This window comes from Flavobacterium sp., from assembly GCF_044339515.1.
Lineage (GTDB): Bacteria > Bacteroidota > Bacteroidia > Flavobacteriales > Flavobacteriaceae > Flavobacterium.
On record NZ_JBIIVK010000050.1, the window covers coordinates 1 to 24,654 of the forward strand.

Below are 24,654 nucleotides of genomic sequence, written 5' to 3' on the forward strand. Positions count from 1 at the left end.
TATTTCTTGAACAATTTGAAGCTTTAAAGACATTGAGTAGTCTTTCTGGGTTCGCTTAACATAGCGATTTTCTTGAAGGTTTTCCATAACGATGAAGTTTGTGTATCGCTATTTCAGGACAAGACATCTATTACTTATTTCTATTCTTTCAAAAAAACTAAGCTCTTTAAATTTTACCTTTTAATCAAGTTTTATTGATTTAATAATTCTTGAACTTATTTTAAAATCGTCATGAGTTATTCATAAATCATCTTTTTAAGCAAAATACTATGTCAATTAAAATTTCAAAGTAGCTCTCATATACATAAAATCATTTTGTAAGATATTTATACAACATATTTAATATTTTATGTATTTCATCGATATTTTAATACATTTTATCGATTATTTGATTTTTGTTTTTACTTTTGAAGTGTCAAAAATCAAAGCTCAGAAATAATGAAATCTATTTATCGTTATCTTTTGTTATTTACTATAACACTATTTAATGTTACAACCTCTAACAGCCAATGTACTGGCTGTCAATACACTATTACTGTCCCTAACAATGGAATACATAACCTAACCAGTGGTCAAGTAGTTTGCATCATTGGGAATGGAACTTTTAGTGGCCGATTAGATAACTTTAATGGAAATACTTTATGTATTGGAACCGGAGTAATTTATAATCCTTCTTCAACACCAAATTACAACGGAAATTGGACCATCAGAAATCACGGTACATTTCAAAACACAGGAAACTTAAATTTTAATTCCGGAACGTCGTTCTATAACGGTCCAACCGGAACAATTTCGTTAGGAAGTATCAACGTGAATAGTGGTGTTAGTTTTACCAACGAAGGTAATTTGACTTTGACAGGACTTAATGTAAATTCAGGAGCAAATGTTACCTTAGGAGGAACCACTCAAATCAACGGAAATATATCAAACAACGGAAATATTACTGTCGTTGGTTCAATAACAGCAAATAATATTACCAATAACAGTTCAGGAAGAATAACAGGTGGAACCGGAACCAATTGCAACTCGATCAGAGCAAACGGCTCGTTCACCAATAACGGAATTTACGGTCAAACCGGAAGCGGTTTGTTTGTGGGAAATACTGGTGGAACTATTTTATCTCCTGCAACAACAGCTGTTCCGGTAGCACCGGGCTCTCAACCATCTAATTTAAATTTAACCGTAAGTGGTAATAATATAAACGGGAGTTTCACACAAACCAGTACCTCATCCAATGGCTATTTTATTCTTAGAGCAATTACAACTGGTGCAGCTCCAGCGATTACAAATCCATCTAACTTTGCCTCTCTCACCGTTGGAAGTACTTTAGGTGCATGGACAGTTGTTGCCATCAATAATAGTCAAGGAACTACTACATTTTCAGATAATGTGGGAACAACTTGTGATATGATTCACTACAGAATATACAGTTTCAACGCTGCCGGCTCTACTAATTGCAGAGTTTATAATACAACTAATGTATTAACCGGTAGTATTTCAAAAAATCCAACAATTACTAATACAACTCCAGGCAGTCGTTGTGGAGCAGGAACAGTATTGTTAACCGCTACCTCAAGTTCAGGTACCTTAAATTGGTATGCTTCTAGCACCAGTTCAACTGTACTTGGAACCGGTTCAAGTTTTACAACTCCTTCTATAAACAGTACAACAACTTATTTTGTGTCCGCTGTAAATGGTAGCTGTTCATCGGCAAGAGTTTCCGTGAATGCTGTTGTGAATCAAATCCCAACCTTTACTTCAATTGTTTCAGGTTCTAGAGTTGGAAATGGTAGTGTAAATTTAGCGGCAACTACTTCTTTAGGGACAATAAATTGGTATGCAAACGAAACCGATACAGTGCCATTTCATACAGGTTCTACCTATACTACACCTATTTTAAATGCTTCAACAATTTATTACGTTCAAATTAATAATGCAGGTTGTTTATCTGAAAAAATGCCAATTATTGCCACTATCTTAGAAGATACAGATGGTGATGGGGTTGAAAACGAAACCGATTTAGATTCAGATAATGATGGAATATTGGATTCCATTGAATGTAAACCATGCTTATCGAACCCATTTGAAAATGGTAACTTCGAAAGTCCGGTGATTGCCAATGCCAGTTACTCCATTATGCCAACAAACAATGTTCCGGGATGGCAAACCAGTGCAGAAAATTTTATTGAAATTTGGAGTTCCGGTTTCAATGGAGTTCCTGCTGCTTCAGGTAACCAATTTGCAGAACTAAACGCAAATGTACCGGGAATTTTATATCAATCATTCTGTTTAAATGGAGCAGGTGGAACAATCAATTGGTCCATCAAACACCGCGGAAGATCGGGTGTAGATCAAGCGTTTGTAAAATTCGGTTCTACTTTAGCTAATGCGTTAGCTTCTACTCCAATTGCTACAATGGTGGATGGAAATACAGCATGGGGAACGTATTCCGGTGTGTATGTTATTCCGGAAGGTCAGACCCAAATTGTGCTTACTTTTCAAGCAGGATATACCGCTTCCGGCAGTCAATCAGTAGGAAACTTTATTGATGATGTACAAATTACAATTAATCAAGAATGCGTAGATACAGATAACGATGGAATTGCTAATTACTTGGATTTAGATTCAGACAATGATGGAATTCCGGATATCGAAGAAGCCGGATTTAAAAACAAAAGCAACCAAACGGCTACATTTGACAAAACAGATGCAAGTTTATGGATGGATGCGAATAACAACGGATTGAATGATTTTGCCGAAAACCTAATCGCAGCCAATAACTATATTATTCCTGATACGGACGGCGATTCAGTTCCGGACTATTTAGACTTAGACAGTGATAATGATTCTCTTTTTGACGTAGACGAAGCCGGATTATTAAACGGTGATGGCGATATTAATGGAGATGGTAAAGGAGATGGAGCAGACACTGACGGCGACGGAATTTTAAATTTATACGACAATTCAACCAATTTTGGAACTGTAGGAAGAGCCTATGCACAAGATACCGATTCCAACGGAGTAAGCGATTACCTTCAATTGGACTCAAATGGTGATGGCGTTTTTGATATTCAAACAAGTCTATATGCTCATTTGGATTCCAATAACGACGGAAAAATGGAAGGTTCAGACGATATTGACCAAGATGGAATTGTAGATACGTTTGATACTAATACATCTAAAACTGGTTCCCCAAGAGACATCAATCAGAAATTATTTTTAGACTTTGACGGAAGAAACGACTATGCTCAAGGTTCCTCTGTACTAGGCGGTTTATCACAAGTTTCTGTGATGGCTTGGATCAACTTAACTGCACCGTACAACTCAAATGGAATAATTGTAGGCCAAAATCGATTCTATATCAGAGTGAATGCCAGCCGAAGACTGCAAGTCGTGTTTAATGGAACTGCTTTTTCCTATAACACCTCTTTGTCAGCCTCCAGATGGTACCACGTAGGAGCAACACTTGGTGATGGTTTCTTGCGAATTTATGTCAACGGAAGCAATGTTGTTAGCTATCCAACCACTGATGCTATAAATTCCGATAACACATTACTTACATTAGGTAAAAACCCGAATGCCAATAATAGCTTTTTTAAAGGAAAAATTGACGAGGTGAGAATTTTCAATACTACCTTAACTGCTCAACAAGTACAAAGAATGGTGTATCAGGAAATTGAAAATAACAATGGTCAAGTGAGAGGTGTAATCGTACCAAGAGACATCGAAGATTTACCGTTTGCCAACTTGATTCGCTATTACAGAATGGATGTTTACAAAGATGATATTATTGATGATTTAACCACACCCGGTATTGATACAAACACTGGAATGAAAATTTTCAACCACAAAAACATCATCGGTCAACAAGCACCAATGCCTTTTGTTACTTCACAATCGGGTAATTTTGCAACAGCTGTTAACAATACTCAAAATGAAGTTCGTGGGTTAGATGTCATCGACTATAATCATGCTATCATCCGAGTTAATCACGACATTACTCAAACTGCAAACATCAGTACAATGGGATTGCTTATAGAGCCCAACGTAACCATCAAAATGAGTAACGATACCAAACTTCAAAATGATTGGTACTTGAAATTAGACGGAAAAATTGATTTAGAAAGTCGTTCACAACTTATTCAAACGGAAAGAAGTGAATTAGACCCAACCAGTTCAGGAAGGATCGAACGTGATCAGCAAGGACAAAGCAATAAGTTCAACTATAACTATTGGTCTTCTCCGGTAAGCTCCATCAATAATTCTACCATAAACCTCGGCTACACTGTTGCCGGAGTAATGAAAGACGGAACTAATCCGGACAACCCAGTAAACATCGCTTGGGTGAGCGGAACTAATAATCCTTTAACAAGCAACCCAATTACATTGAGCAGCTACTGGATTTATAAATTCCAAAACGTTTCTCCAATTTATGCCAACTGGGCAACTGTTGGTCAAAACGGAGCGTTATTAGCAGGTCAAGGTTATACGTTAAAAGGAAGTGGAGCCGCAAGTCCAAATCAAAACTTCACGTTCATTGGAAAACCAAACAATGGTGAAATCACCAGTTTTGTTTCGGCTAATAATTTAAATTTATCCGGTAATCCCTACCCTTCTGCGTTGGATGCGAATGAATTTATCAGTCAAAACCTAAGTGCTATTAACGGAACCTTATATTTCTGGGAACATTTCTCAACCAACAACACACACAACCTAGCCGGCTACCAAGGTGGTTATGCTACCCGTAATTTAGTGGGCGGAACAGCTCCTGTTTCTCCAACCGGTGTGAGTGGTTTAGGTTCAAGAACCAGAACGCCGGGAAGATTTATTCCTGTCGGACAAGGTTTCTTTGTACGTGGAAATACAACTGGCGGAAGTTTCACATTCAATAATAGCCAACGTTTGTTCATCAAAGAAAATAATACCGATTCGAATGTGCTTTTCCGTTCGGCCAATCAAAACGAAGTAACAAGTGAAGAGGAAGTACAATATGGAACAGACAACAACCAAGAAGATACGTATACCGAAGATGAATTCATGAAAATCAGAATTGGTTTTAATTCCTATAACAATTACCACAGACAATTGTTGATTGGTTTTATGAATGAATTAGCCACGGAAGAAATCGATTTAGGGTATGACGCCGTTCACATCGACAACCAACAAAATGACATGTACTTTTTACATAATGGTGTAAAACTGATTATTCAAGGTGCTTCGTATTTTGATGTTAATAAAGTCTATCCGTTAGGAATCAAAACCTTTGCTGCAGGAAATGTAGAGTTTACCTTAGACGGAACCGAAAATGTTCCTGAAGACACCGATATTTTTATCCACGATAAAACAACAGGATTATATCATTCGATTAAAAATGAACACTTTAACATCGAATTACCGCAAGGGGAAACCCACAACCGTTTTGAATTAACGTTCAGCAACGGAACCTTATCTACAGGTGATTATAACTTGGATAATGAAATTGCGGTTGCTTTTACCAATGCCCAAAATCTACTAACGATAAAAAATAACTTAACCGATGTAACTGTGGAAACAGTGAGCATCTTTACGATCCTGGGTCAGACCCTTGCCACTTGGAATGTTGAAAACGAAACCCAAACCAACATTTCGTTACCGGTGAGCAACGTGAGTACTGGCACCTACATTGTTCGTGTGCAAACAACTGCCGGAACAATTAGCAAAAAAATCATTATTAAATAGGGTTTTGATAATTGATTTTTGACACCGAAAGGCCCCTCGACGTGAGGGGCTTTTCATTTTTATAAACTTTTTGAGAATGCTTTATAAAAATCAATTTATAATAAAAATTACTATATTTGAGATTAAATAAGCAAAACAAACCTTCTAAAATCAAAAGGAATATTTTTGAATTTGTAGAAGTTTGTTTCACAAATAAATAAATACCAATAATTTGGATGAAACAAATTATATTCATAGTTTTAATCCTTTACAATCTAAATTTTTTTGGACAAAATTCTGATATTGAAAACTTTATTAATCAAGTTACCAAGATAGAAGTTCCTGAAAATTATGAATATTACTATTTGATTCCTAAAAGTCTTGAAAAATCTGTAATTCATGACTCGCTTCAAAACTATCAAATTCGAGAACTAAAAATAAGTGACAAAGACTTTCCTACTAATATTATTTACAAAGAATTAGTAGAAACTATAGACTGGAAAAATTATAACTTGCAGAATGTTAGATATGTATCGAGTGAATATAAAAATCCAATTTCACCTCTTGAGAATAAGAATGTTCAATTTGTAGAATACAAAATTGAAGCAAAAGTTTATGACAGTCTTGTCAGAAATAACGAAGAAAATTCACTACTAGTAAAGAAAAAGTGGTTCTGGAATAAAAGTAGAATTTGGAAAAATAAAAAATTTTATAAAGAACTTGTAACCGCCTCCAATATTGACTACAAAATTAATTACGAAAAAGAAATCTTTTTTCAATTTTCAAAACCATTATTTTCCGAGGACAAAAAATATGCTAGAATAACGATTTGTAAAAATAGAAGCTTTAATGGAAATGGATTTACAGCAATTTATAAAAATGACAATGGTATCTGGATAAAATTGATTGAATATAATCGATTTGCTTATGCTATTGCTTATACTCTCTAAAATATGAGTAAATTTTGATACTTTTTTCGTTTACTCCTTAATAATTATAAAAAATAACTCAACTTCCAACCCCTCAAAATCCAATTTTACCTGTTCTCCAGTTTGTAAATTTTTACATCCAAAAATGTTAAAACCGAAAAATATACGGATATAATTTATATATTTGTACGTATATCTTATCGCTATGGATACAAAATTGACCTTAAAATTAAATCAAGAAATCATTGAGAAAGCGAAGGTTTATGCTGCTCAAAAGAAAGTGAGTTTGTCTCGAATCATTGAGAATTATTTAAATTCTCTAACTACCGATGCAAAAAATGACGATTCAATTGAAATTTCTGCTTTTGTGAAAAGTATAAGTACCGGCAATAAAATCCCCTCTGATTTAGATTACAAAAAAGAATATGCTGAACGTCTTTTGAACAAACACAAATGAGTAAAAAGTTATTCTTAGACACTAATATTATACTTGATTTTCTTGGAGAACGAGAACCTTTTTACATTCCAAGTGCACAATTGGCTACTTTAGCGGATCACAAAAAAGTAAAACTTATTGTTTCTCCTATTTCATTTGCTACGGTAAATTATTTTCTTACCAAATCGGAAGGAATTTCAAATGCAAAAGAAAAATTGAGAAAGTTTAAAATTCTTTGTGAAATAGCTTCAATTAATGAAAGTATCGTTGAAAAATCGTTAAATTCTGATTTTGAAGATTTTGAAGATTCGTTACAATATTTTTGTGCATTAGATTCAAAATGTGACATCATCATCACCAGAAATCAAAAAGATTTTAAGCATTCATTACTTCCAGTTATGTCGGCGGAAGAATATTTAAAAAGTGTATAAAAAAACCTCGTCAAATACTTCTAACGAGGTTTGTTTTTATATAAATTTTGAAAACCTACACCAAGGCTTTCTTCAACCCCTCAAAATCCACTTTCACTTGCTCACCGGTAACTAGATTTTTCAAACCAAAACTATTCTCTTCCATTTCAGATTGACCTGCAATCACCGCGAAAGGTATTCCACGTTTGTCTGCGTGTTGAAATTGTTTAGCGATTTTAGCAGCATCGGGATATAATTCGACTTTTATTCCGGTACGGCGTAATTTGGAGATGGCTTCCATCGCATACAAACTTTCTTGATTGCCGTAGTTGATAAATAGTGCTTTGGTAGTTGCCGTCACTGTTTCCGGGAATAAACCTAATTCTTCCAAAACCAAGTAAATTCTATCTAATCCAAACGAAATACCCACACCGCTCATATTTTTTAAACCAAAAATTCCGGTCAAATCATCATAACGACCACCACCACCAATGGAACCCATCGACACTTGCGGAGCAGTTACTTCAAAAATGGCTCCTGTGTAATAATTTAAACCTCTGGCTAAGGTTACATCCAAATCAATGATGGCAGTTTGTAAACCTAATTTTTGAATGGTTTCACAAATAAATTGCAACTCGGCTACTCCTTTTTTTCCTTCATCGGAAGAAGACAATAGTACGTTCAATTTTTCAATTTTTTCAGCAACCGTTCCCGTAAACTGAAACAACGGTTGCACTTTTTCAATGGCTGATTCCGAAATGCCTTTTTCAAGCATTTCTTTTTTCACACCGTCCTCGCCTATTTTGTCTAATTTGTCTAACGCAACTGTAAAATCGATTAATTTATCTTTTGCACCAATCACTTCCGCAATGCCGGATAAAATTTTACGGTTATTGATTTTGATGGTGGTTCCGCCTAAACCCAACTGCGTAAATACCGCATCATATAATTGCACCAACTCCACTTCTTGCCATAACGAAGTCGAACCCACCACATCGGCATCGCATTGATAAAACTCTCTAAACCTTCCTTTTTGTGGACGATCGGCTCTCCAAACAGGCTGAATTTGGTATCGTTTAAATGGAAACTCAATTTCGTTTTGATGTTGCACGACATAGCGTGCGAAGGGAACAGTTAAGTCGTAACGAAGGGCTTTTTCGGAGATTTTAGAAGTTAGTTTTTTATAATCAATGTTGGATAATTCGTCTTGACTTACTTTATCCAAATAATCCCCCGAATTCAATATCTTAAAAATCAATCGATCGCCTTCTTCCCCATATTTTCCCATCAATGTCTCCGAATTTTCAAACGAAGGTGTTTCAATCGGCTGAAAACCAAACACCTCAAAATGATGTTTCATGATCGAGCTGATGTAATTGCGTTTTGCCACCTCTGCCGGTGAAAAATCTCTGGTACCTTTGAGAATACTTGGTTTTTGTGCCATTATTGCTTTTTAATTAATTTTTGATATTGATATTGCAATTGATTTTTGACATTGACATTGACATTGACTTTTGATATTGTCATTGACATTGACACTGCAAATATCTTACTTTTAAAATAATTTTTCCGAAAGCTTGTAACAAAATGTGTAAATTCGTGTCAAATGAAGATATGGCCGGATTAGTAAAAGAGAATATAAAAATTGCGTTGGGTTCGATTAAAACTCAACTTTTGCGTACGATATTGACGATTATCATTATCGCAATCGGAATTACCGCTTTGGTGAGTATTCTAACCGTAGTCTCGGCTTTGGAAAATACGTTGTCGTCCAATTTTGCTTCGATGGGAGCCAACACCTTTACTATCAGACAATACGAGCTGGAAGTTCGTATAGGAAGAGGTCGCAGAGGTGAACGTGAAATAATCAACCCAATTATTTCCTATCCGGAAGCAAAAGGATTTCAGGAAAAATACAATTACCCGTTTACCACTTCGTCCCTTTCGTTTACTGCAACGGGAACAGCTGAAGTGAAATATGAAAATAAAAAAACTGATCCTGAAATCACTGTTTTGGGTGTGGATGAAAATTTTGCCCCTAATTCCGGTTTAGAAATCGCAAGTGGACGAAATTTTACCGGTTTTGATATTGAAAACAACAATTACGTCTGTGTGGTGGGTTCCGATTTTGAAAAAGGTTTACTAAAAGATGTCAACCCAATTGACAAAGTAATTTCGATTCGTGGAGCAAAATTCAAAGTAATTGGAATTTTAAAAGAAGAAGGTTCTACTTTTGGAAACAGCCAAGATTTACGGGTTATGATTCCGATTCAAGTAGCTCGTTCGTTGTTTACGCAACCTAACATCAACTATAATTTGAGTGTGATGGTGGAGAAAAAAGAACTGCTTGAAGCCGCTATCGATCAGGCTATGATTACCATGCGACAAGTGCGGAAACAAAATCCGGTGGAGGAAAACAACTTCGGAATCATCCGTAGCGACGAATTAATCAATCAAATTTTATCGCTTACATCTGTGTTGAGTGCTTCAGCATGGTTAATTGGCATCATTACAATTTTTGGTTCCTCGATTGCTTTGATGAACATCATGCTCGTCTCGGTAACCGAAAGAACGCGTGAAATCGGTGTGCGAAAAGCCCTCGGTGCCAAACGAAAAACCATTGCCTTCCAGTTTTTTACCGAAACCATCGTAATTGGACAATTGGGTGGATTATTGGGAATTTTATTGGGCGTAACCTTTGGTTCAATCGCCGCTTCTTTGTTAGAATTCACTTTCGTTATCCCTTGGATGGCAATCATTGCAGCAGTGATTACGAGTTTTGTGGTGGCGTTAGTTTCGGGTTTATATCCTGCGATTAAGGCTTCTAAATTGGATCCTGTGGAGGCTTTGAGGTACGAGTAATTCTAAACAAACTCTTATAAATGGCACACGGATGTCACAGATTAAATAGATTTTCACAGATTCTTAATTGGCTTCGCTTAAAATGAATTAAAACAGATTCGTTACCAATAAATTAGCAGTATTTATTCAACGTCTCGTCTCCCCTCTCCTTTGGAGAGGGGTTGGGGGTGAGGTTTTTTAAAAATCTTAAATTGTTAATTTTTTTTGAAGCGAATGGCTCGGGCTTTTTCAGTAAACCATTTTCCCGCTTTCGCCTTTAGTCCCGTTTTAAAAACGGGAGCTACCGTCTCAATCGGGGCTAAAAAGGAAACCATTAAAACGAAAGCACCAAAAAGAAAAAACTTATTTAAACTTATATTCCTTAAATGGTTCAAAAAATAAAATCAATTTAATTGTTTACTTGCCAATTACCTTCTTAATGGCACACGGATGCCACAGATAAAACAGATTTTCACTGATTCTTATAATTTGGATTCGCTTCGCATAAAATGGATTAAAACTGATTCATTACTACTAAATTAGTAGTCATTTCAACGTCTCGTCTCCCCTCTCCTTCGGAGAGGGGTTGGGGGTGAGGTTTCTTCAATCACTATACAACCGAAGCTTTAATCATCCTATCATTCCCATAAATATCTTTTCGTAATTCAATACTTTTAAAACCTAAATTTTGAAGTAATTCAACCGTTTCTTTTCCTAAATACTGATTAATTTCAAAAAACAACAAACCGTTTGGTTTGAGATTTTTTAGAGCTAAATCTGCAATTTTTCGATAAAAAATAAGCGGATCTTCATCCGAAACAAACAAGGCTAAATGCGGTTCAAAAGCCAACACATTCGTATTAATTTCAGCTTTTTCAAGGTTTCGCACATACGGCGGATTGGAAACAATGACATCAAATTGATTTTGCAAATCGGAAGTTTCTAAAATATTTTTTTGCATAAACTGAACTTTTACTTCATTCATTTCAGCATTTTCTTTCGCTATTTTCAAAGCTTCTTCCGAAATGTCGATGCCAAAAACCGTCGATTCCGGTAGATTTTTCTTCAAAGAAATGGGAATACATCCGGTTCCTGTTCCAATATCTACAAGAGTTGAATTAAATTTATTTTGCTTCTTGATTTCATCCAAAATCCAATATACTAATTCTTCGGTTTCCGGTCGAGGAATCAACGTATGTTCATTCACTTTAAAAACCAAATCGCAAAAAAAAGTCTCACCTAAAATATATTGAATGGGCTTTTGCGTTTTTAATTGTTCTAAAACAAGTTTCCATTGTTCCAATTCAGCTGATGAAACTGTCAAATCAGGTTGCAAAGCCAAATCGACTCGTTTTAATTGATGGAATTTTTCCAAAACCAAATAAAAGAAACTATCAATTTCCTGCTCATCAAAAAAAGGAGATAATTCGTTATGAAAGGAAGATTTTATTTCTTTAAAAGTCATAATCAGCTTATAATTCTTTCAACATCCAAACCGGACAAGAAGTGTGACCCGTGCATCCCATTGGTGAATCAATATAGTGAAATCCGAATTTCAAATATAATTTTTGAGCAGCATGCATATACGGCATGGTTTCTAAATAACACTTTTCAAATCCAACTGACTTAGCAAAAGCTAAACAGTTCTCCATCATTTCAGAACCTAGTCCTAACCCTCTGGCTTCCGATAAAAAATACATTTTTTGCAATTCGCAAATGGTTTCCGATTCGTTTTCTAACTGACTGATGCCGGCTCCACCGATAATTTTGCCATCCTTTTCTATCACAAAATAACGACTTCTTGCAAAAGAATAGGCTTCAAACATGCTATCGAGCGATACATCGGCATAAGCGGTTCCCACTTTAGGCACATCATGTTCGATTAAAACTGAACGTATAACAGAAGCAATCTGCTCATTATCAGCTTTTTGAATTTGTCGAATCGTTATCATAAAAATCGATGGATTTTATAAGTTGTAAAAGTAAAACTATTTCTACTTTTTTGGGCAAAAAGCGTAATTTTGTCATCCGATGAATCACGAAAAATACATGCAACGTTGCCTTGAATTGGCCAAAAACGGATTGGGAACCACCTACCCTAACCCGATGGTGGGCAGTGTGATTGTGTTTGAAAATAAAATAATTGGCGAAGGTTGGCATCAAAAAGCCGGTGAACCGCACGCAGAAGTAAATGCCATAAACTCCGTAAAAGACAAATCATTACTTTCAAAATCAACCATTTATGTGAGTTTAGAACCGTGCAGTCATTTCGGGAAAACACCGCCGTGCAGTGATTTAATCATTCATCATAAAATTCCAAACGTAGTTGTAGGAACAATTGATCCAAATGAAAAAGTAGCCGGAAAAGGAATTGAAAAACTTCTACAATCGGGAGCAAATGTAACCGTTGGTATTTTAGATAAACAATGCCTAGAACTCAATCGACGGTTTTTTACCTTTCACAACCAAAAAAGACCTTACATCATCTTGAAATGGGCAGAAAGTGCCGATGGTTTTCTTTCTCCACAAGTAAAAAATGAACAAAAACCGGTTTGGATTACCAATGCCTATTCTAGACAATTGGTACACAAATGGCGAACGGAAGAACAGGCCATTTTGGTTGGAACGAATACGGTTTTAGCCGACAATCCACAATTGAACAGCAGAGTTTGGAAAGGAAATAATCCGATGCGAATCGTTTTAGATCGCTCCGGAAAAATTTCTTCTGATTATGAAGTAAAAAACGGAAAGCAACCAACTATTTTTATCACAGAAAAAGAAAATTTTGTTTCGGTTGAAAATTGTAAACCCGAAACTATTATCTTTGATAATCAACTTGCTGAAAAAATTTGTAATTTACTTTTTCAAAAAGGCATTCAATCGGTTATCATTGAGGGCGGACTTCAAACATTACAAACCTTTATGGATGCTAATTTGTGGGATGAAGCTCGAATTTTTAAAGGAAGTTTGCTTTTTCAGCAAGGAACAAAAGCCCCAACCCTTACAGGCGAAACCGTGAAACGAACAACAATTTTAAACGATGAACTTTTAATTCTGAAACGGTATGATTAACACGATTATTTTCGATTTTGGTGATATTTTTATAAATCTGGACAAACCGGGTGTTGAAAAAGCATTTCGTGAGTTGGGTTTAAAAGAATGGCATGATGATTTAGATGAACTCAATAAACGTTTTGAAATTGGAAAAGCAACGGAATTAGAGTTTATTCAAGGTTTTCAGAAACACCTTCCAAATGCTTCCATAGAAGATATCCGAAAAGCGTGGAATGCTGTATTAGGCGATTTTCCTGAACATCGCTTGGAATTTTTGCAAAATTTAAAAGGGAAATACCGCTTGTTTTTGCTCACCAACACGGATATGATTCACATTGACCATTTTGAACACAAAGAAGGAATGTCGGTTACACGAGATTTTTATAATTGTTTTGAAAAAGTGTATTATTCCTATGAATTAGGAATGAGAAAACCGGACGTGAATATTTTTAAATACCTTATTCATAAACATGACTTGAATCCGAAACGCACTTTGTTTGTGGATGACAAAAAAGAAAACACAGATGCCGCCGCTTCTCTAGGAATTGAAGTATGGAACTTACAAGTGGGACAAGAAGATGTTACAGAATTGTTCGCCAAAAAAATAATTACTCTGTGATATACATTGTTTTAAGTGTTCTTTTTAACGCTGTTCTTTTTGTCATTTTAAAACTTTTTTCCCGATTCAATATCAATAAGCTGCAAGCATTGGTGGTAAACTATTTTGCTGCTTTTGCAATGGGTTTGTTGCTCACTGAAACAGCTTTTGATTACAATCAAATCACACAAAAAACATGGTATATCGGAAGCTTTTTACTAGGTTTTTTGTTCATCGGTGTATTTTATGCAACAGCATTAACGTCCCAACGAAACGGACTTTCGGTAGCCTCAGTGGCCTCAAAAATGTCAGTGATAATTCCAATCTGTTTTGGCGTTATATTATTCAATGAAAATTTGGGAATTGCCAAAATCATCGGAATTCTAATGGCATTAGTTGCCGTTTATTTCACCTCTAAAAAAGAAGAAGGAGCGATAGCCGATTCAAAAAATTTACTCTACCCGATTTTAGTCTTCTTTGGTGCAGGTGCAATTGATACCAGTTTAAAAATTTTACAGAATGATTATTTACCCGAAAATGAAATTTCATTATTTTCTTCACATACTTTCTTAATGGCTTTCATGGTTGGGATAGTATTAATAGGTATAAACATTGTAAAAAATAAAACGAAAATAAAAGGGAAGAATATCGCAGCAGGAATTATTCTGGGCATACCAAACTATTTTTCATTGTATTATTTAATTAAAATGTTGGACAGTGAAGTGTTCGAAAGTTCAACCATCTTTACCATTCACAATGTTGCCATTGTCATGGTTTCTACCTTAGTTGGCATTTTATTTTTTAAAGAGAAGATTTCAATTCGAAATGCAATTGGAATTGCCATGGCTTTATTAGCTATTTTTCTTGTGACAAGTTAATATGAACGAATCAAAAGATACGTATAAAACCATTTCTGAACCATCGGGAGAAATATTGTTTAAAGAAAAAAACAGTAAATTCTATGGCTATGCATTTCCTGTTTTAAATGAAGAAGATGTAAAAGTGCATCTGGAACAGTTAAAAAAGCAACATTTTTCTGCCAGACACTGGTGTTATGCCTACCAAATTGGTACAGAAAAGATTGCTTTTAGAGCCAATGATGACGGCGAACCCAACAATAGTGCCGGAATGCCAATTTATGGTCAAATCCAGTCGTTTGAAGTGACCAATATATTAATTGTAGTAGTTCGCTATTTCGGTGGCGTAAAATTAGGTGTCGGAGGATTAATTTCTGCCTACAAAACGGCAGCTCAAATGGCATTAGAAAATGCTGAAATTATTGAGAAAACAATTGATGTATTTTTCAAACTGACTTTTGATTATAAAAACATAAATAAAGTGATGCGGGTCATCAAAGAAAAAAATTTGGAAATCGTTTTCCAAAAAATGGAAATGAATTGCGAACTCATCCTTTCTACCCGAAAAAAAAATGCCGAAACTACTTTCGACATTTTTTCCAATCTATTTGAAATTAAAATAGAAAAAGTAGATTAATTTTCTAACGCTTCCATTTTATCAATTATCGTTTTTATATTTTCCGGAGGTAAGATTGGCTTGCCGGTTTTAATATCTACAAATACCAAAACAAAATCAGCAGTTGTTAATAACTCGCCATTTTCGTTTTCAATTTTACATTCAAATTCTATCTTCACAGAGGTTTGGTTTTTGTATTTAGTTTTTACAGTAAGTAAATCATCGTAACGTGCTGGTTTTTTGTAATTTATGTTGATGTTTACAATAGGAAGTGCGACACCGCTCTCCTCCATGCTTTTATAAGAAATACCTTGATTTCTAAGCCATTCCACGCGACCAATTTCAAAATAAGGTAAATAATTACCGTGATAAACAACGCCCATTTGATCTGTTTCGGAATAACGCACACGAACGTTTAATTGATGTTCTTTCATAATTTTCTGTAATATTTTTCTTTATTCACTTTTAAAGCCGTAAAGCATCTTTACAACAATTTTTTTATAAAATCAATAGCAATTTATTTTTTTTTACGTTTTTTTGTTCACATATTTGTTATCCCAAAAGTTGATAAAGAAACAGTCTGTTTTCTTTGTAAGATAACCTTTAGTAAACAACAAAATTTATAGAATTTATGAGCAAAACTGCGGAATCGGTATGGGAGAACTGTCTATCTTTTATAAAAGACAATATTCAGGAGCAAGCTTACAAAACTTGGTTCGAACCGATTAAGTCAGTGGAACTCACAGACAATGCTTTATACATTCAAGTACCCAGCAAATTTTTCTATGAATGGTTAGAGGAACACTATGTGAAATTACTCAAAGTAGCCTTAACCAAAGAACTCGGAAAAAACGCAAAGTTACTGTATAAAATCAAAATGGAAAACACTTATGGCAATAAACAACCATTTACGGAACAATTGCCGAGTGCTCACCGCAGCCCTGTAAAGCCACAAGACGTAGACGCTCCCCTGAAAAATTTGAGTCCTGAACTTAAAAACCCTTTTGTGATTCCGGGTATCAGGAATTTAAAAATCGAATCACAATTAAATGCAAATTACAGTTTTGATAACTTTTTAGAAGGTGATTCCAACCGTTTAGCTCGTTCTGCCGGTATGGCTGTAGCCAATAAACCAGGTGGAACTTCTTTTAATCCTCTTTTGATATTTGGTGGAGTTGGTTTAGGTAAAACACACTTGGCTCATGCGATTGGTGTGGAAATAAAAGATAAATATCCAGATAAAACGGTATTGTATATTTCTGCCGAAGTTTTTACACAACAATATATTGATTCAGTTAAGAAGAATACGCGTAACGATTTCATTCACTTCTATCAATTAATTGATGTATTGATTATTGATGATGTACAATTCTTATCCGGAAAATCAGGAACACAAGATGTGTTTTTCCATATCTTTAATTTCCTTCATCAAAATGGAAAACAAGTTATTTTAACTTCCGATAAAGCTCCGGTGGACATGCAAGACATTGAACAACGTTTGCTGTCTCGTTTTAAATGGGGATTATCCGCTGAATTACACCAACCTGATTATGAAACAAGAATTTCCATCCTAAAAAATATTTTGTACCGTGACGGTGTTGAAATGCCGGATGAAATCATTGAATATGTTGCCCGTAACATTAAAACAAATGTACGAGAATTGGAGGGAGCTATTATTTCACTAATTGCTCAATCATCTTTCAATAAAAAGGAAGTCACTTTAGACCTCGCTAAAGGAGTTGTTGAAAAATTCGTTAAAAACGTAAAAAGAGAAATCTCGATTGATTATATTCAAAAAGTGGTTTCGGACTATTTTCAGTTGGATGTAGACACTTTACAATCGAAAACCAGAAAACGCCACGTGGTGCAAGCAAGACAATTGGCCATGTTTTTTGCCAAGAAATTTACGAAAGCCTCGTTGGCAAATATTGGTTCACAGATTGGAGACCGAGACCATGCAACTGTTTTACATGCATGCAAAACCGTTGACAACTTAGTGACCACTGATAAACAATTCCGAAAATTTGTAGAAGATATTCACAAAAAACTTTCCTTATAAAAAGATAATTTCAGTATTCTTATTACCTTTGAATGCTGAAATTATTTTTTAAAGAACCTAGATTGTATGCCTGTTAAAATTTTAATGGTTTGTTTGGGAAACATTTGTCGTTCGCCATTGGCTGAAGGTATTTTGGCCTCAAAACTTCCTAAAAATGATTTTTTTGTTGATTCTGCCGGAACCGGTCATTGGCATGTGGGAAATCCACCCGATAAACGATCAATCCTGACTGCTGAAAAAAACGGTATTGATATCACCAATCAACGGGGAAAATTATTTAAACCTTCTTTTTTTCAAGAGTATGATTTCATCTATGTAATGGATACACACAACTATACTGATGTGATTGCGATGGCCAAAAACGAAGAAGATAAGAAAAAAGTTCAACTCATTTTAGACGAGCTTTTTCCGGGTGAAAATGTAGATGTTCCGGATCCATATAGTGGTATTCAAAGTAATTTTGACCAAGTTTTTGAAATGTTAGAGGAAGCTTGTGAAAGTATTGCGAATAAGCTTTTAGAAAAATAATATAAAAGTTACACAAACTTATTTTTTTTATAAAACCTGACAGGTTTCAAAACCTGTCAGGTTTCAAATAAAATCAACATGAAACCCATCACTTTTTTAGGAAAATTATACTTAATCCCGACTACTTTAGGAGAAGTAGCTCCCGATGATGTGTTGCCGCAAACCGTAAAAAGAGCGATTGATTTTATTACTGACTATGTTGTAGAGAATGAAAAAACCGCCAGAAAGTTTATCAAAAGCATCAATCCTGAAAAAGTACAAGCAAATTTGAGAATTCATGTGCTAAACAAACACACTGAAGTAACAGAGTATAACGAAATGCTTAAAGCCTGCTTAACCGGAAGAAATGTAGGACTCATGAGTGAAGCCGGTTGCCCAGGTGTTGCCGATCCGGGAGCTGTGATTGTCAAATTAGCCCATGAAAAAGGAATTCAAGTCGTACCATTGGTTGGCCCTTCTTCCATCCTTCTCGCTTTAATGGGCTCAGGAATGAACGGGCAAAGTTTTGCTTTCAATGGCTATTTGCCAATCGATAAAAGCGAAAAAAAAGCGGCTTTAAAAAACTTGGAACGTTTATCGTTTGAAAAAGGTCAGGCTCAGCTGTTTATTGAAACGCCATATCGTAATAATAAATTATTAGAAGACATTTTGCAATCGCTTCAAAATTCAACGCGACTTTGTATTGCTACCGATATTACATTACCAACCGAATTCATCAAAACACTTTCTATCAACGATTGGAAAAAAACAAAGGTCGATTTACACAACCGACCTACTATTTTTATTATTCAGAAATCGTAATTTATTTACATTTTTAGTTTAAAATTCTAATCATCTTACTTTAGATTATTCGACTATAGAAGAATATTTTGCTTAAATTGAAAAATATTCGAGTGTGGAAGATTATTTTGCATTTTTATAAAAATATTCGAGTGTAAAAGATTAATTTGTACTTTTCAAAATAAAAAAGGTCGATTTTCACAACCGACCTATTATTTTTATTATTCAGAAATGTTGATTTATCTCCTAAAAACATCCCTAAATTGATATAAAAGACGTTCGATTAATCTCAAATCTTCTGTGATGATGTCTGCCGTTCCAGACATTTCTTGTTGGAAGTTGATTTGTTTTTGATATGAAGTTTGCAAACCATCGGGTAAAGAAATATCAAGCAATAAATTCCCTTCCTTATCCGGAATTAACGAAATGGATTTCACTTTGCCATTTATAATTCCAAATTCTCTGTCGGGATAATTGGCTAATCTGATTTGAACTTCTTGACCTATTTTTAATTTTCCTGAATTTTGAGCTGGTGCCTTTACTTTTCCAACAAAATTTTTATAAGTTGTCGGAATAATAGAAAACACATTGTCTCCAACATTTACAAATTGATTTTCTGACCAAACTTGCAAAAAGGTCACTTCACCTGTAATTGTAGAACGTAACACATACGCTTGTTCCCAATCTGAAATTGACTTTTTGAGTTGATTAAAGGCTTGAATAGTATTCCGATAAAGGTTAATATCGTCTTTTGATTTATTTACTTGTGTGTTTTGACTGTTTTTATTCAAATCATTAATAGATGAACGAGTTTGAGAAATTTGAGAAGACAAATTTCTTATGTTTTTCTCCTGTTGCAGATAATCAATATTTTTAGTTTCCCATTCTTGTGCTGAAATTACACCTTTCTGATGTAACAGTTTAAAACGTTCTAATTCTTTCTTTTTAAGGTTTAATTCGGTTTGACCAATTTCCTTTTGTTCAATTAACAATTGTAATCGTTCTTTGAGTTGTTTGGATTCATATTGTTGAGCGTTTCCATCAATAGAATAGGGTTTTAAATCTTTATATTGGATGTAGTTTAAATATTCTTTCTCTAATAAAGCAAAAGCAGTTTCGATATTTCCTAATTGTAAAGGAGGAAGATTTTCAAATGGAAATAAAAAACCATTAGCATTAATTTTTACTGAATCAATATATGTTTTTAATAGAAAAACATCTTTATAATTAGCGGTATTCTCTATAACAGCAAGTGGGGTATTTTTTTTTATCTTTTGACGGTCAGCAATTAGAATTTTTTCTAGCCTTCCTGAACTATTTGCCACTAACTTTTCCGGTGGAAGTGTTGTAGTTACAATGATGTCAGTTTTTATAATATCTGGATATTTAACTACCCATGAGACTAAAAATAACGAAAGTAGCAGTGCTAAAATAACCAGATTTCCCCATCGAATCATCCAATGAGGTATTCGTGTTAAGATTTCTTGTACTTCCTCGCTTCTTAATTCTATTTCTTTATAGTCAGGCATATTAATTTCCTAATTGAAGTTGATTTTTAACTAATTCATAATAATTTCCTTTTAGAGAAATCAACTCTTTATGTGTTCCGGTTTCAATGATTTTTCCTTTATCCAAAACTACAATTTGGTCTGCATTCATAACCGTACTTAAGCGGTGAGCAATAATTACGACGGTTTTATTTTTGAAAAAAGAATCTAATTTTTCTATTATTTCCTTTTCATTATTGGCATCTAAAGCACTGGTAGCTTCGTCAAAAAACAACATCTCCGGGTTTTTGTAAACAGCTCTTGCTATGAGTAATCGTTGTTTTTGACCTGTACTCATTCCAATTCCTTCTGCTCCAATTTTTGTGTTGTAACCCAATGCTAAATTGTCAATAAATGATTTTATATTGGCTACATCACTCGCATATTGCAATCTTTTTTTATCAATAACGTCAACTCCAATAGCAATATTTCCAGCGATTGTATCGTTAAAAATGTATCCCTCTTGCATCACTGTTCCTATATGGCTACGCCAAGTTCTTTGAGAAATGGTATTCAAGTTAAAATTTGAATAATTAATTTCTCCTGAAATAGGTTCATAAAACTTTAAAAGTAGTTTCATGAGCGTCGTTTTTCCACTGCCACTCACGCCTACAATAGCTGTTACTTTGTTTGCCGGAATAGTAAGATTAAGGTTTTCTAAAACAGGAGTATCTGAACCGGTATAACGAAAAGTAAGATCCCTTAGAACAATACCTGCATTTTCAGGAATTTCAGTTACTTGTTTTTCACTGTTTGCGGTTTCATCTTCTTTGTCATGAATTTCAGCTAATCGAGCAAGCGATATTTTTGCATCTTGCAGTTCACGAATAAAGTTTATAAGTTGTATAATTGGTCCATTTAAATTTCCGACAATGGCTGTAATGGCCATCATCATCCCTAGCGTAATTTGACCATCTATAACCAATTTGGCAGATAGAAAAATGATAATGATATTTTTAAGTTCATTGATAAAATTGGAACCAATGTTTTGCGTTTGTTCTAAAACTAAACTTTTCATCGAAACTTTGAATAAACGTGCTTGTACATATTCCCAGCCCCAGCGTTTTTGTTTTTCGGCATTATGCAATTTGATTTCTTGCATACCGTTGATGAGTTCAATTACTTTGCTTTGCTCTTGGCTTACTTCTGCAAAACGTTTATAATCTAATGTTTCTCTTCTTTTTAAGAATAAAATAATCCACAAAAAATAGAAAAAACTTCCTATAAAAAATACGCCGAAAATTTTTAAGTTATAATAAGCTAAAACTGCTCCCATGATAACCATATTCACAACCGAAAACAAAACATTGAGTGATGAATTGGTTAGAATACGCTCGATGCGATTATGGTCGTTGATGCGTTGCATAATGTCTCCAGTCATTCGCACATCAAAAAAAGAAATCGGTAAGTTCATTAATTTGATAAAAAAGTCGGATATCAATGAAATATTAATGCGTGTAGAAAGATGTAACAAAATCCAACTTCTAATAAACTCCAAAGCCGTTTTACCAAAAAACAAAACCAACTGTGCAATTAAAACCAAATAAATAAAGTGTATATTTTGGTTTTGAATTCCAACATCCACCACACTTTGGGTTAAAAAAGGAAAAATTAGCTGCAATAAACTACCTGCTAACAATCCAACAGCCAATTGAATGAGAAAGGATTTGTATTTAAAAACATATTGGAATAAAAAATGAAACCCAAAGGATTTATTTTCTTCTTTTTCAAACGTTTCTTGGTAGAACTTTGGGGTGGTTTCTAATAGCAAAGCAATGCCCTCTTCTGTGGTAGCATCTGAATTGTTACCAATCCAGCATTTTAAAAACTCTTCTTGGTTATATTCGATTAATCCATGAGCGGGATCGGAGATGAAGTACTTCCCTTTTCTTATTTTGTAAAGAACAACATAATGATTATTGTTCCAATGTAAGATACATGGCAAAGGAGCTTCTTCAAGTTTTTCTAAAGATAATTTTACCCCTAACGTTCTAAAACCAATTTGTTCTGCTGCTTCGCTGAGAGATAGCAAATTACTCCCTTCTCTAGTAGTTTCAGAAAGTTGGCGAAGTGTTTGGATAGTAAGCGATTTTCCATAATGTTTGGCGATGATTTTTAAACAAGTTGGCCCACAATCTTTAGAATCGGGTTGTTTATAGAAAGGAAAACTTGGCATTTATTCTATTAGATATTTGTCTAATTCACTGTATAACTTTTCTTTTTCAGTTGGTCGAGGAGCGTTATTGTTTACTAGATTTCCTTTTTTATCAAAAATTAAATAATGTGGAATTGATTTAATGTTTGATAAATCATATTTTTTAGTTTTTTCCATTTTAAATGTCATGAGATTAAACTTTTCATTGTCAATCCCTTCTTTTATGGAAGCTTTTTTCCATTTTGAGAATTCTAAATCCAAAGATAGATATACAAAAACGACTCCTTTGTTTTTATAATCACTACGAATTTGAGGCAAATGCTTCATCTCTTTTCTACAAGGTTTGCACCAGCTAGCCCAATAATCAACATAAATGACTTTTCCTTTGTTTTCTTCAACAATTTGTTCTAAAGATTTATCTAATTGATTTTCCTGAGAAAAAAAAGATAAAATTAAGATTATTAATATTTTCATACTTATTTTATTTAAATTCTACTTCTATTTCAAAAACTGCCTGTAATCTTTCCCAATAATTATATTCTTTAACAGGTTCAAAATAATGTGGGTGAAAAACATAAGATTTTTCATTTTTTTTATTTGTTCTTCTTAGTTTTAAATATGGTACTGCGTCTATGACTCCATATTTAGACATTATTGTATTGACTTTATAATCTTTACTGTCTAGTATTATAAATGCTACATACATTCCTTCAGGAGGAACATTAATATTATAATTTGAAAAATCAACTTCAAACCATTTTTTTTTATTATTTTTTCTTAACAAAATATCTTCTGGTAATATTTTTTTATCGGGCTTACCTGTTTCAATATTAACTGTGAAAAAATTCACCTTAAAAGGAAGATACTTCATCCCTTTAACACCATTGGATATACTAATTTAGCTTCCAGTTAAAGTTAAGAATAAAATCTTATTTTTAACATATGAAACGAGAAAGAAAAATTTATGATCCAGCTTTTAAGACAAAAGCAGTGCAATTAAGCAACGAAAGGGCTAATATTTCAGAACTGGCAAGAGAACTTGGCATAAAAGTTACCTTGCTTTACAAATGGCGAAAAGAATATGAAGAATTTGGAGACGGAAGTTTTCCGGGAAAAGGAAATCTCAAACTAACACCAGAGCAAGAAAAGATTCACGAATTGGAGAAAAAGTTGAAAGACGCAGAGCTAGAACGTGATATATTAAAAAAAGCAATCGGCATTTTTTCCAAGAGCGGTCGATGAAATATACGTTCATTAAAAATCATGAATACCTATTTCCGATTGAAAAAATGTGTAAGGTTTTAGAAGTTGGTTCTAGTGGATATTATAAATGGAAAAGTAAAACTATTTCTAATAGAACACGTATAAAAAAAGAAATAAAAGAACAAATAACTTCCATTTATTTTACCTCAAAACAGCGTTATGGAAGTCCAAGGATTACTATTGAATTAAATGCATTGGGTTACAGAATATCACGTATAACAGTTGCAAAATACATGAAAGAGCTTGGTTTAAGAAGTAAGTTGAGTAAGAAATTTAAAGTCACAACCGACTCAAAACACCATTATTTAGTGGTAGAAAATGTATTAGATAGAGGCTTTGATGTTGATCATCCATCTAAAGTTTGGGTGTCAGACATCACTTATATTCAGACCAAAGAAGGCTTTTTATACTTGACAACCATCATTGATTTATACGACCGAAAAATGATTGGCTGGAGTTTAAGTAATGGAATGAGTACAGAAGAGACAACTCTAGCTGCTTGGAAAATGGCCACAAGAAACAGAAGCGTTCAAAAAGGATTGATTTTTCATTCTGACAGAGGAGTTCAATACGCAAACAAAAAATTTGCTAATACAATTGAATCTTATCAGGTAATAAGAAGCATGAGTAGAAAAGGAAACTGCTGGGATAATGCAGTAGCTGAGAGTTTCTTTAAATCATTAAAGACCGAATTAATTTATGGCAACAAACTCATAACCAAACAACAAATGGAACTAGAAATCTTTGAATACATTGAAATCTGGTACAACAAAAAAAGACGCCACGGTGCATTGAATTACAAAACAATCGAAGAATTTAATAATCAAATCAACATTTACAAAAATGTCGCTTAACTTAAACTGTAATTTATATTTGCATATCCA

Annotated in this window: 21 protein-coding genes; 13 read left to right on the top strand and 8 right to left on the bottom strand. The window is 34.1% G+C overall.

Translation table 11 applies throughout. From position 1 onward, the window contains the following. Positions 1-438: 438 nt before the first annotated feature. From ACIQ0M_RS12515 to ACIQ0M_RS12530, 4 genes are all read left to right on the top strand, one after another. Entirely contained in the window at positions 439-5,718 is a 5,280-nt protein-coding gene (locus tag ACIQ0M_RS12515) for a LamG-like jellyroll fold domain-containing protein (protein ID WP_396152740.1), read from the top strand. Positions 5,719-5,933: 215 nt separating this feature from the next. After that, a complete protein-coding gene (locus ACIQ0M_RS12520; protein WP_396152742.1) occupies positions 5,934-6,647 on the top strand; it encodes a hypothetical protein in 714 nt (237 codons plus the stop codon). Between the two features lie 184 nt (positions 6,648-6,831). After that, positions 6,832-7,083 carry a DUF6364 family protein gene (locus ACIQ0M_RS12525; protein WP_396152744.1) on the top strand — a complete coding sequence of 84 codons (252 nt, stop codon included), beginning with the start codon at positions 6,832-6,834 and terminating at the stop codon, positions 7,081-7,083. Further along, positions 7,080-7,493, top strand: coding sequence for a type II toxin-antitoxin system VapC family toxin (locus tag ACIQ0M_RS12530; protein WP_396152746.1), 414 nt, complete (start codon positions 7,080-7,082; stop codon positions 7,491-7,493). The genes ACIQ0M_RS12525 and ACIQ0M_RS12530 overlap by 4 nt, the downstream gene beginning before the upstream one ends. A 55-nt stretch (positions 7,494-7,548) precedes the next feature. On the opposite strand, the gene hisS is transcribed toward ACIQ0M_RS12530, so the two are convergent. Beyond that, positions 7,549-8,916: a histidine--tRNA ligase gene (hisS, locus tag ACIQ0M_RS12535; protein WP_396152748.1), complete on the bottom strand. Its 1,368-nt coding sequence runs from the start codon at positions 8,914-8,916 to the stop codon at positions 7,549-7,551. Between the two features lie 170 nt (positions 8,917-9,086). Between hisS and ACIQ0M_RS12540 the strand changes: the two genes are divergently transcribed. Continuing rightward, positions 9,087-10,334, top strand: a complete 1,248-nt coding sequence (locus ACIQ0M_RS12540) for an ABC transporter permease (protein WP_396152779.1) — start codon at positions 9,087-9,089, stop codon at positions 10,332-10,334. Between the two features lie 589 nt (positions 10,335-10,923). Here ACIQ0M_RS12540 and prmC read toward each other — a convergent pair. Then, complete coding sequence (gene prmC / locus ACIQ0M_RS12545; RefSeq protein WP_396152750.1) at positions 10,924-11,778, bottom strand: peptide chain release factor N(5)-glutamine methyltransferase; 855 nt, start codon at positions 11,776-11,778, stop codon at positions 10,924-10,926. A gap of 7 nt (positions 11,779-11,785) precedes the next feature. Further along, positions 11,786-12,265 carry a GNAT family N-acetyltransferase gene (locus ACIQ0M_RS12550; protein ID WP_396152752.1) on the bottom strand — a complete coding sequence of 160 codons (480 nt, stop codon included), beginning with the start codon at positions 12,263-12,265 and terminating at the stop codon, positions 11,786-11,788. Between the two features lie 79 nt (positions 12,266-12,344). Here ACIQ0M_RS12550 and ribD point away from each other — a divergent pair, with 79 nt between their 5' ends. From ribD to ACIQ0M_RS12570, 4 genes are read left to right on the top strand one after another with little or no spacing between them, the layout of a single operon-like run. Continuing rightward, positions 12,345-13,385, top strand: coding sequence for a bifunctional diaminohydroxyphosphoribosylaminopyrimidine deaminase/5-amino-6-(5-phosphoribosylamino)uracil reductase RibD (gene ribD / locus ACIQ0M_RS12555; protein ID WP_396152753.1), 1,041 nt, complete (start codon positions 12,345-12,347; stop codon positions 13,383-13,385). Beyond that, complete coding sequence (locus ACIQ0M_RS12560) at positions 13,378-13,986, top strand: HAD family hydrolase (RefSeq protein WP_396152755.1); 609 nt, start codon at positions 13,378-13,380, stop codon at positions 13,984-13,986. Before ribD ends, ACIQ0M_RS12560 begins: the two co-directional genes overlap by 8 nt. Beyond that, positions 13,983-14,843: an EamA family transporter gene (locus ACIQ0M_RS12565; RefSeq protein ID WP_396152757.1), complete on the top strand. Its 861-nt coding sequence runs from the start codon at positions 13,983-13,985 to the stop codon at positions 14,841-14,843. Before ACIQ0M_RS12560 ends, ACIQ0M_RS12565 begins: the two co-directional genes overlap by 4 nt. A 1-nt stretch (position 14,844) precedes the next feature. Beyond that, positions 14,845-15,459: an IMPACT family protein gene (locus ACIQ0M_RS12570; RefSeq protein WP_396152759.1), complete on the top strand. Its 615-nt coding sequence runs from the start codon at positions 14,845-14,847 to the stop codon at positions 15,457-15,459. On the opposite strand, the gene ACIQ0M_RS12575 is transcribed toward ACIQ0M_RS12570, so the two are convergent. After that, positions 15,456-15,872, bottom strand: a complete 417-nt coding sequence (locus ACIQ0M_RS12575) for an acyl-CoA thioesterase (protein WP_396152761.1) — start codon at positions 15,870-15,872, stop codon at positions 15,456-15,458. The two genes, ACIQ0M_RS12570 and ACIQ0M_RS12575, sit on opposite strands and share 4 nt — an antisense overlap. Before the next feature lie 197 nt (positions 15,873-16,069). Here ACIQ0M_RS12575 and dnaA point away from each other — a divergent pair, with 197 nt between their 5' ends. The 3 genes from dnaA to ACIQ0M_RS12590 all read left to right on the top strand — a co-directional run bounded on the left by dnaA (position 16,070) and on the right by ACIQ0M_RS12590 (position 18,826). After that, positions 16,070-17,497 carry a chromosomal replication initiator protein DnaA gene (dnaA, locus tag ACIQ0M_RS12580; protein ID WP_396152763.1) on the top strand — a complete coding sequence of 476 codons (1,428 nt, stop codon included), beginning with the start codon at positions 16,070-16,072 and terminating at the stop codon, positions 17,495-17,497. A 66-nt stretch (positions 17,498-17,563) separates the two neighbouring features. Then, complete coding sequence (locus ACIQ0M_RS12585) at positions 17,564-18,025, top strand: low molecular weight protein-tyrosine-phosphatase (protein WP_396152765.1); 462 nt, start codon at positions 17,564-17,566, stop codon at positions 18,023-18,025. Between the two features lie 78 nt (positions 18,026-18,103). Then, a complete protein-coding gene (locus tag ACIQ0M_RS12590) occupies positions 18,104-18,826 on the top strand; it encodes an SAM-dependent methyltransferase (RefSeq protein ID WP_396152767.1) in 723 nt (240 codons plus the stop codon). A 218-nt stretch (positions 18,827-19,044) separates the two neighbouring features. Here ACIQ0M_RS12590 and ACIQ0M_RS12595 read toward each other — a convergent pair whose 3' ends face one another. From ACIQ0M_RS12595 to ACIQ0M_RS12610, 4 genes are read right to left on the bottom strand one after another with little or no spacing between them, the layout of a single operon-like run. Continuing rightward, positions 19,045-20,334 carry an HlyD family secretion protein gene (locus ACIQ0M_RS12595; protein WP_396152769.1) on the bottom strand — a complete coding sequence of 430 codons (1,290 nt, stop codon included), beginning with the start codon at positions 20,332-20,334 and terminating at the stop codon, positions 19,045-19,047. Between the two features lies 1 nt (position 20,335). Next, positions 20,336-22,528, bottom strand: coding sequence for a peptidase domain-containing ABC transporter (locus tag ACIQ0M_RS12600; protein WP_396152771.1), 2,193 nt, complete (start codon positions 22,526-22,528; stop codon positions 20,336-20,338). After that, on the bottom strand, positions 22,529-22,981 hold the full coding sequence (locus ACIQ0M_RS12605; RefSeq protein ID WP_396152773.1) for a TlpA family protein disulfide reductase: 453 nt from the start codon (positions 22,979-22,981) through the stop codon (positions 22,529-22,531). It abuts the gene before it with no gap. Between the two features lie 7 nt (positions 22,982-22,988). Beyond that, positions 22,989-23,378 (bottom strand): hypothetical protein, encoded by a 390-nt coding sequence (locus tag ACIQ0M_RS12610; RefSeq protein WP_396152775.1) that lies wholly within the window; start codon positions 23,376-23,378, stop codon positions 22,989-22,991. A 71-nt stretch (positions 23,379-23,449) separates the two neighbouring features. On the opposite strand from ACIQ0M_RS12610, the gene ACIQ0M_RS12615 reads away from it, so the two are divergent. Then, a protein-coding gene (locus ACIQ0M_RS12615) for an IS3 family transposase (protein WP_396152777.1) occupies positions 23,450-24,624 on the top strand; the annotation gives its coding sequence in 2 pieces (ribosomal slippage) (positions 23,450-23,717 and positions 23,717-24,624; 1,176 coding nt in all). Positions 24,625-24,654 lie beyond the last annotated feature (30 nt).